Source organism: Micromonospora sp. AMSO31t (assembly GCF_008868175.1).
Lineage (GTDB): Bacteria > Actinomycetota > Actinomycetes > Mycobacteriales > Micromonosporaceae > Micromonospora.
Map to the genome: position 1 here is coordinate 22,937 of NZ_WBKT01000060.1, position 8,307 is coordinate 31,243.

Here is an 8,307-nt window from a genome sequence, read left to right on the forward strand (position 1 = left end):
CCGCCAGCGTGCGGTGGGCGGGCCGGCGGTGGGTCCGGAGCGGGGGCGCCTGTGGACGACGGAGACCCCTGTGGACGGACGCACGATCATGGTGCCGCTGTGCTAGGCCCGGCCGGGCCGCCGCTGGGCCGGGTGCCCGTGATGACCGCCTATGTCGTCCGTGACCAGCGGCGATGCTCCGAGCGGCCCGAATGGCGCGCGTGGTGCCGGTCGCATACCGTGCCGGTCGTGGACGGACGACGGAGCTTTCCCGACGATCAGCAAGGGTCGCACTGGGGCGACCGCGGGTACGAGCCGGACTGGCGTGCCGCCGGCGAACCGCGCTACCGCGACGACGACCTCCCGGCCCCGGAGCAGCGCACGGGGGAGAACCGGTACGGCGACCCGGGCCGGTTCGGGACCGCCGACCCGCTGAGCGACGACACGGACGGCTGGCGGCCGCACCGGCTGGACGACCCGGTGGAAACCTCGGGCGAGCTACCGGGGGAGCGCGGCGGCCGGCGGGCGGCCCGCGAGTCCGCCGACCCGCTACGTCCCGGTTCCACGGCCGGCTACCCGGCCCGCGAGTCCGCCGGTTCCCTCGCCACGGACCGCGCCGCCGACCCGTTGCGTTCCGGCCCGGCGGGCGGCTACCCGGTCGTCGAGCCGGCCCGTCCGGTCGGGCCGGCCCAGGCCGGTGCGACGCCGATCGGCGTGGGGGACCGGCCCAGCCCCGGCGGGGCGACCCCGCTGATCGTCGGGGAACGCCCGGGCGGCCCCGCACCGGAGGCGACGGCCGGGCCGGCGCCGCACCCGCTGGAGATGCCCACCGGTCCCATGCCGTCGGTCGCGCCCCGGCCCGACGGCCCGCCGCCCGGCGACGGGGTCTACCGCACCCGCCGCCCGGCCCTCGCGGTGCTGCTCGCGGTGCTGGTGCTGGTCCTGGAGGTACCCGCCGTGCGGGTGCTGCTGCGGGGCCTGGTCGGCGACCCGGTCTCCACCTCGCACGTCGTGGTGGGCACGTTCCTGGTCATCGGGTTGCCGATCTTCGGCACCGGCCTGTACGGGCTGCGCACCGGAGGGCTCGCGCTCGCCGACGGCAGCCGCGGCTGGCTCCGCCCGCCGACCGCCTACCTGACCGTCGGACTGGTGCTCTTCCTCGCCGCCGCCCTCGCCGCCCGCTGACCAAGTCGACCGCCGCCCTCGCCGCCCGCTGACGCCGTCGGCCGCCCGGGCTCGGCGCGCCGCGTGGGGCGTCCGGAACAGGGTCGGATGGGTGTTCCCGAACCCCGGGACCGGGGGGCGGAGAAGGGGCGTACACTGGTCGACTGGCGACCGCCTTGCGCGGTCGACCTCGCGCGCCCTCTCCACGGATCTCGTGGGGCGGCGGCCTCCCTGGTCCCGATCCCTGATCGGGCCCACCATGGCCGACGACCGGGCGCCAGGCGTCCGGCCGCCGGCTGGACGGGACAACCAGGGACAAACAGGGAGTACCCCACCATGGCCGTCGTGACCATGCGTCAGCTGCTGGAGAGCGGTGTCCACTTCGGGCACCAGACCCGGCGCTGGAACCCGAAGATGAAGCGCTTCATCTTCACCGAGCGCAACGGTATCTACATCATCGACCTGCGCCAGACCCTCGACTACATCGAGAAGGCGTACGACTTCGTGCGCACCACGGTGGCCGGGGGCGGCAGCATCCTCTTCGTCGGCACCAAGAAGCAGGCCCAGGAGGCCATCGCCGAGCAGGCGACCCGGGTCGGCCAGCCGTACGTGAACCACCGCTGGCTGGGCGGCATGCTGACCAACTTCCAGACGGTGTACAAGCGGCTCCAGCGGATGAAGGAGCTGGAGGCCCTGGGTGACCTGAGCGGCACCGCCGCCGGTTACACCAAGAAGGAGACCCTGCAGCTCTCCCGCGAGAAGGAGAAGCTGAGCAAGACCCTCGGTGGCCTGCGCGACATGCAGAAGCTCCCGGCCGCGGTCTGGATCGTGGACACCAAGAAGGAGCACATCGCCGTCGACGAGGCCCGCAAGCTGGGCATCCCGGTGATCGCCGTCCTCGACACCAACTGCGACCCGGACGAGGTCGACTTCCCGATCCCGGGCAACGACGACGCGATCCGCTCGGCCGAGCTGCTGACCAGGGTCGTGGCCGCCGCGGTCGCCGACGGTCTGATCGCCCGCTCCGGCCGTGGCCGGGGTGGCGACGAGAAGCCGGAGCCGGGCCAGGTCGGCGCCGACGAGCCGCTGGCCGAGTGGGAGCGCGAGCTGCTCGAGGAGCCGAAGAAGGCCGACGAGCAGCCGGCGACCGCTGCCGAGCAGCCGGCGACCGCTGCCGAGCAGCCGGCGACCCCTGCCGAGCAGCCGGCGACCGCCGCCGCGGAGTGATCTCGCCGTCGCGTCCCCACCGTCCGTTTTCACGGTCGGTGGGGCGCGACGGGTACGCCGGGCAGAACCGGCCCGGAGCCGGGCAGACCGGCCAGAAATCCGGGTAACCGGCAGCCAGACATTCGAACGCAGTCTCAAACACCGAAGAGAGAGTCATGTCCAACTTCACCGCCGCGGACGTCAAGAAGCTCCGCGACCTCACCGGCGCCGGCATGATGGACTCCAAGAAGGCGCTGACCGAGGCCGAGGGCGACTTCGACAAGGCCATCGAGATCCTGCGCGTCAAGGGTGCCAAGGACGTCGGCAAGCGGGCCGGTCGCACGGCCGCCAACGGCCTCATCGCCCACGCCGGCCAGGCGCTGCTCGAGCTCAACTGCGAGACCGACTTCGTCGCCAAGAACGACGCCTTCATCGCGCTGGCCCAGCAGCTGGTCGAGCACGGTGTGGCCAGCGGCGCGACCAACGCCGAGGAGCTGCTCGCCAGCACCATCGACGGCAAGAGCGTGGCCGACGTGATCCAGGAGCAGTCCGCCAAGATCGGCGAGAAGCTGGTGCTCAACCGCTTCGCCAAGCTCGACGGCACCACCGCGGTCTACCTGCACCGCAAGAGCCAGGACCTGCCCCCGGCGGTCGGCGTGCTCGTGCAGTACAGCGGGAAGGCGGACGAGGCCGGCGACGCGGACGCCCGCGGCGTGGCCATGCAGATCGCCGCCATGCGGCCGAAGTACCTGACCCGCGACGAGGTTCCGGCCGAGACCGTCGAGTCGGAGCGGCGCATCGCCGAGCAGACCGCCCGCGAGGAGAACAAGCCCGAGGCGGCGCTGCCGAAGATCGTCGAGGGCCGGGTCAACGCCTTCTTCAAGGACTTCGTCCTGCTGGAGCAGTCGTCGGTCGCCGACAACAAGAAGACGGTGAAGCAGCTGCTGGCCGACGCCGGCATCGAGGTGACCCGCTTCGTGCGGTTCGAGGTCGGCCAGGCCTGAGCCGCCGCTCCGGGCGCTTGACGCGCCCGGGCACAGGGAATTCTTCGACGAGGAGGCCGCCGGTGTACGTGACAGGCACCGCGGCCTCCTCGTCACATAGGGTCGGCAGCGGCAGGTACGCGGTACGCGGCGCCCACGAGGTGCGCGACGGAAGGGGCGGGTCGGATGACGCAGGTTGTGAGTGACCGGAGCCTGGCGGCGGATGACCCGACGGCCCCGCCGCCCGGTCGGGCCCGCCGGGTGGTGCTGAAGCTCTCCGGCGAGGTCTTCGGTGGCGGCGCGATCGGCGTCGACCCGGACGTCGTGCAGGCCATCGCCCGGCAGATCGCCACCGTGGTGCGCCGCGGCGTGCAGGTCTCCGTGGTGGTCGGCGGCGGCAACTTCTTCCGCGGCGCCGAGCTGCAGAAGCGCGGCATGGACCGGGCCCGCGCCGACTACATGGGCATGCTGGGCACGGTCATGAACTGCCTGGCGCTCCAGGACTTCCTGGAGAAGGAGGGCATCGAGACCCGGGTGCAGAGCGCCATCACCATGGCCCAGGTCGCCGAGCCGTACATCCCGCTGCGGGCGATCCGGCACCTGGAGAAGGGCCGCGTGGTCATCTTCGGTGCGGGTGCCGGAATGCCCTACTTCTCCACCGACACGGTGGCCGCCCAGCGGGCGCTGGAGATCCGCGCCGACGTGGTGCTGATGAGCAAGAACGGCGTGGACGCGGTCTACACCGCCGACCCCCGGATCGACCCGACGGCGAGCAAGCTCGACTCGATCACCTTCTCCGAGGTGCTGCGCCGCAACCTGCGGGTGGCCGACGCCGCGGCGTTCAGCCTCTGCATGGAGAACGGCCTGCCGATGCTGGTCTTCGGCGCCCAGGGCGACGACACGATCGTCCGTGCCGTCGGCGGTGAGAAGATCGGCACGTTGATCACCGCCTGACCGGTTCCGCCGAGCCGGCAGCGGTCCTCCGACAACAGCAGCACCCGCACAGCCCACGACGAGCGACAGAAGGAGGCGAGGAGACCGGTGATCGACGACACCCTCCTCGAGGCAGAGGAGAAGATGGAGCGTGCCATCGAGCACGCCAAGGAGGAGTTCGGCGGGATCCGCACCGGTCGCGCCAACGCCGCCATGTTCTCCCGGATCGTCATCGACTACTACGGCAGCCCGACCCCGCTGCCGCAGATGGCGTCCATCGCCGTGCCGGAGCCGCGCATGGTGATCATCAAGCCGTACGACAACTCGCAGTTGAACGCCATGGAAAAGGCGATCCGCGACTCGGACCTCGGGGTCAACCCGAACAACGAGGGCAACCAGCTGCGCATCGTGCTCCCGCAGATGACCGAGGAGCGGCGCCGCGAGATGATCAAGGTCGCCCGGCACAAGGGCGAGGAGGCCAAGGTGGCCGTCCGCAACATCCGCCGCAAGGGCAAGGAAGAGCTGGACCGCCTGGTCAAGGACGGCGAGGTCGGCGAGGACGAGGGCCGGCGTGCGGAGAAGGAGCTGGACGACCTGACCCAGCGCTTCGTCGCCACCGTCGATGAGCTGGTCAAGCACAAGGAGAACGAGCTGCTCGAGGTCTGAGCGCCCGCGTACCGCCACGGCACCGGTGTGCCGCCGCCCCAACCCGGGTGGCGGCCCGGTGCCGTCGTCGTGCCGGCCCACGTCCGCCGTGCGGGCTTCCCGGGTGCAGTAGGCTCGGCACGATTCCTGCCCACCACCGGGTGAACGGCGGGGATCGGCCGGCCGTCGGGCCGGTCAACCGGAACTGCTCGCGGCTGTAGGGGATGGTCTTGGTCTTGCGTCATGTGGTGGCTCCCGTACCGCCTGCCGGTGCGTGATGTCCCACCCCGACCCCTACGGCAACGCCGAGCCGCGCGGCTGGGACCGCCCGGCCCCGCTGCCGTGGCCGGAGACCGACCTGGAGCCCGGGCCTTGGCGCCGGCCGGCTGCCGGCCCGGAGGCGTACGCCCGGCCGCCCGCCGCCGACCCGCACGCCCGACCGGCTGACGGCTACGACGCGCCGCGCGGCCGCCGGCCGTACGACGGACCGCCGGCCCCCGAGCGGGGCTGGCGTGACGAGCCGGCCCCCCGCGGGCCGGGTCACGTGGACGCGGGCCACCGGGACGCAGGTCCCGGCGGTTTCGGCACCGCGGACCGGGACCTGTGGGACCACGACCCGCGCGACCTGGGTCGGGGCGCCGACCCGAGGGAACGCTACGACGCGTCCCCGCGGGGCCGGGACTACGACCGGCCCGACGGCGAGTACCCGACGGCCCAGATCGCTCCGGTACGCGACGAGCCGACCACTCAGCTCCCGGCGGTGCGCGACGAGCCCGGACCGGATCCGGAGCCGTCGGCGGCGCGCCGGTCGCGGGGCCGGCGGCGGGCCAGCGCGGACCGTCCGCCGACCGCCCAGCCGAAGACGTCCAAGGCGGGGCGCAACCTGCCGGCCGCGATCGGTGTCGGACTGGCCCTCGGCGCGGCCATCGTGGTGCCGCTCTTCTTCTACCTGCCGGCGTTCCTCGCCGTGATCGCCGCCGCGGTGGCGATCGGCTCCTGGGAGATGGCCGGCGCGGTCCGCCGCAGCGGCGCCCACCCGCCGCTGGTGCCGCTGGTCGCCGGTGGCGTGATCACCGTCGGGCTGGCCTGGTTCGCCGGTCCGGACGCGCTCTGTCTCGGCCTCCTGGTCACCGTGCTGGGCACGATGATCTGGCGGCTGGGCGACGGCCCGGGCAACTACCAGCGCGATCTCACCGCGGCCACCCTGATCGCGGTCTACGTGCCGTTCCTCGGCGGTTTCGCGGCGATGCTGGCGGCCGCACCCGACGACGGTCACCTGCGGGTGCTGGTCACCCTGGTCGCCGTCGTGCTCTCCGACACCGGCGGCTACGCGGCCGGCGTCGCCTTCGGCAAGCATCCGATGGCTCCCACGATCAGCCCGAAGAAGTCCTGGGAGGGCTTCGCGGGCTCGGTGACCGCGGCGGCCGCGGGCAGCGCCCTGCTGCTCTGGCTGCTGCTCGACGTGGCTCCCTGGTGGGGTGCGCTGTTCGGGGTGGCGATCTCCGGCGCGGCGGTCCTCGGCGACCTCGCCGAGTCCATGATCAAGCGGGATCTCGGGGTCAAGGACATGAGCAACCTGCTCCCCGGGCACGGCGGCCTGATGGACCGGCTCGACTCGATCCTGTTCGCGGTGCCGACCGCCTACCTGCTGCTGGCGATCTTCGTCCCGATGGCGGGCTGAGGCGTGAATCACGCGGGTGACGTCGCCTCGGCCGGCCGGCCGGGGCCGATTCGGCACCCACGGACAGGTGCGTCCCCCGTTCGGCGTGTCAGACTGGACGCGCCATGACGAGCCTCCCGCTGATCTCCGTAGACCCCGACGCCCGCGGCCGCCGGCCCGCGATGCCACCCCGTCACCTCGCCGACCTGGACCTGCCGGGCCGGCAGGCGCTCGTCACCGAGCTGGGTGAGCCGGCGTTCCGCGCCAAGCAGGTCTCGAACCACTACTTCGGCCGTCTGGTCCGGGACCCGGAGCGGATGACCGACCTGCCGGCGGCGACCCGCGAGCGGCTGGCGGGCACGCTGCTGCCCACCCTGCTCACCCCGGTGCGCGAGATGGCCTGCGACGACGGCGCCACGCGCAAGGCGCTCTGGCGGCTGCACGACGGCTCGCTGGTGGAGAGCGTGCTGATGGGCTACCCGGACCGGGTCACCGTCTGCATCTCCAGCCAGGCGGGCTGCGGCATGGCCTGCCCGTTCTGCGCCACCGGCCAGGCCGGGCTGACCCGCAACCTCTCCACCGCCGAGATCGTCGACCAGGCCGTCTACCTCGCCGGCGTGGCCGCCTCGGGGGCGGTGGCCGGCTCCCCGCCGCGCCTGTCGCACGTGGTGTTCATGGGCATGGGCGAGCCGCTGGCCAACTACGCGCGGGTGGTGGCGGCGATCCGCCGGCTGGTCGCCCCGGCCCCGGAGGGCCTCGGCCTGTCCCAGCGGCACATCACCGTTTCCACGGTCGGCCTGGTTCCGGCCATCCGCCGACTGGCCAGCGAAGACCTCTCAGTGACCCTTGCGTTGTCGCTGCACGCCCCCGATGATGAGCTGCGCGACGAACTCGTGCCGGTCAACCAGCGCTGGAAGGTGTCCGAGGTGCTGGACGCGGCGTGGGACTACGCGGACACGACGGGGCGTCGCGTGTCCATCGAATACGCGATGATCAAGGACGTGAACGACCAGCCGTGGAGAGCCGATCTGCTCGGGCGGCTGCTGGCCGGCAAGCTGGCCCACGTGAACCTGATCCCGCTCAACCCGACTCCGGGCAGCCGCTGGGACGCCAGCCCGAAGCCGGTCGAGCGGGAGTTCGTCCGGCGGTTGCGCGACGCCGGGGTGTCCACCACGGTGCGGGACACCCGGGGTCGCGAGATCGACGGGGCGTGTGGGCAGCTCGCCGCCGCCGAGGACAGGGACAGCGACCCACGCGCCGCAACGGCGTGACGGCGTAGCGGTAGAGACCAGGAGACATAGTGGCGAGTCAGGGTCAGCGTTTCCGGCGTAAGGCGCTCCGCCGGGGATACAAGGTCGACGAGGTGGACGCCTTCCTGGACCGGGTGGAGGCGACACTCGCCGGACAGCCGGTCGGCGCGCCCGTGGCCTCCCAGGAGGTCCACGACGTCGTCTTCCGGGTCCGCTTCAACGGCTACGACGAGTGGCAGGTCGACCTGCACCTGGACCGGGTCGAGCGGCAGCTCGCCGAGCTGGAGGAGCGCGGTGGCGCCCCCGGCGGGCGGGGTGGCGACCCCCGGATGGCCGACCGGCTCGGCCCGCCGATGCGCGACGACCGTGGCCTCTCCCCGGTGCCGCAGCCCCCGATGCCGCCCCGGCCGATGCCCGCGCAGGCCGGCCCGCCCGCCGACCGCTACGGCAACCGCTACGACGAGCCCACCGGCGCCTTCGCCGGCGG

General features: G+C 73.0%; 8 protein-coding genes. All 8 read left to right on the forward strand.

Annotation, left to right across the window (positions count from 1 at the left end):
* The first annotated feature begins 219 nt into the window (after window positions 1–219).
* Window positions 220–1,164 (forward strand): hypothetical protein, encoded by a 945-nt coding sequence (locus F8274_RS15715; protein ID WP_151463138.1) that lies wholly within the window; start codon window positions 220–222, stop codon window positions 1,162–1,164.
* Window positions 1,165–1,479: 315 nt separating this feature from the next.
* Entirely contained in the window at window positions 1,480–2,370 is an 891-nt protein-coding gene (gene rpsB / locus F8274_RS15720; protein ID WP_151463139.1) for a 30S ribosomal protein S2, read from the forward strand.
* Window positions 2,371–2,525: 155 nt separating this feature from the next.
* The gene (gene tsf / locus F8274_RS15725) at window positions 2,526–3,353 is read left to right on the forward strand and encodes a translation elongation factor Ts (RefSeq protein ID WP_151463140.1); all 828 of its coding nucleotides are present in this window, start codon (window positions 2,526–2,528) and stop codon (window positions 3,351–3,353) included.
* A gap of 165 nt (window positions 3,354–3,518) precedes the next feature.
* Window positions 3,519–4,286: a UMP kinase gene (gene pyrH, locus F8274_RS15730; RefSeq protein WP_091268664.1), complete on the forward strand. Its 768-nt coding sequence runs from the start codon at window positions 3,519–3,521 to the stop codon at window positions 4,284–4,286.
* Window positions 4,287–4,373: 87 nt separating this feature from the next.
* The gene (gene frr / locus F8274_RS15735; protein ID WP_151463141.1) at window positions 4,374–4,931 is read left to right on the forward strand and encodes a ribosome recycling factor; all 558 of its coding nucleotides are present in this window, start codon (window positions 4,374–4,376) and stop codon (window positions 4,929–4,931) included.
* Window positions 4,932–5,187: 256 nt separating this feature from the next.
* Window positions 5,188–6,591: a phosphatidate cytidylyltransferase gene (locus tag F8274_RS15740; protein WP_151463142.1), complete on the forward strand. Its 1,404-nt coding sequence runs from the start codon at window positions 5,188–5,190 to the stop codon at window positions 6,589–6,591.
* A gap of 104 nt (window positions 6,592–6,695) precedes the next feature.
* Window positions 6,696–7,841 (forward strand): 23S rRNA (adenine(2503)-C(2))-methyltransferase RlmN, encoded by a 1,146-nt coding sequence (gene rlmN, locus F8274_RS15745; RefSeq protein ID WP_151463143.1) that lies wholly within the window; start codon window positions 6,696–6,698, stop codon window positions 7,839–7,841.
* Between the two features lie 29 nt (window positions 7,842–7,870).
* The coding region (locus F8274_RS15750) for a DivIVA domain-containing protein (RefSeq protein ID WP_151463144.1) at window positions 7,871–8,307 on the forward strand (437 nt) is incomplete at its 3' end.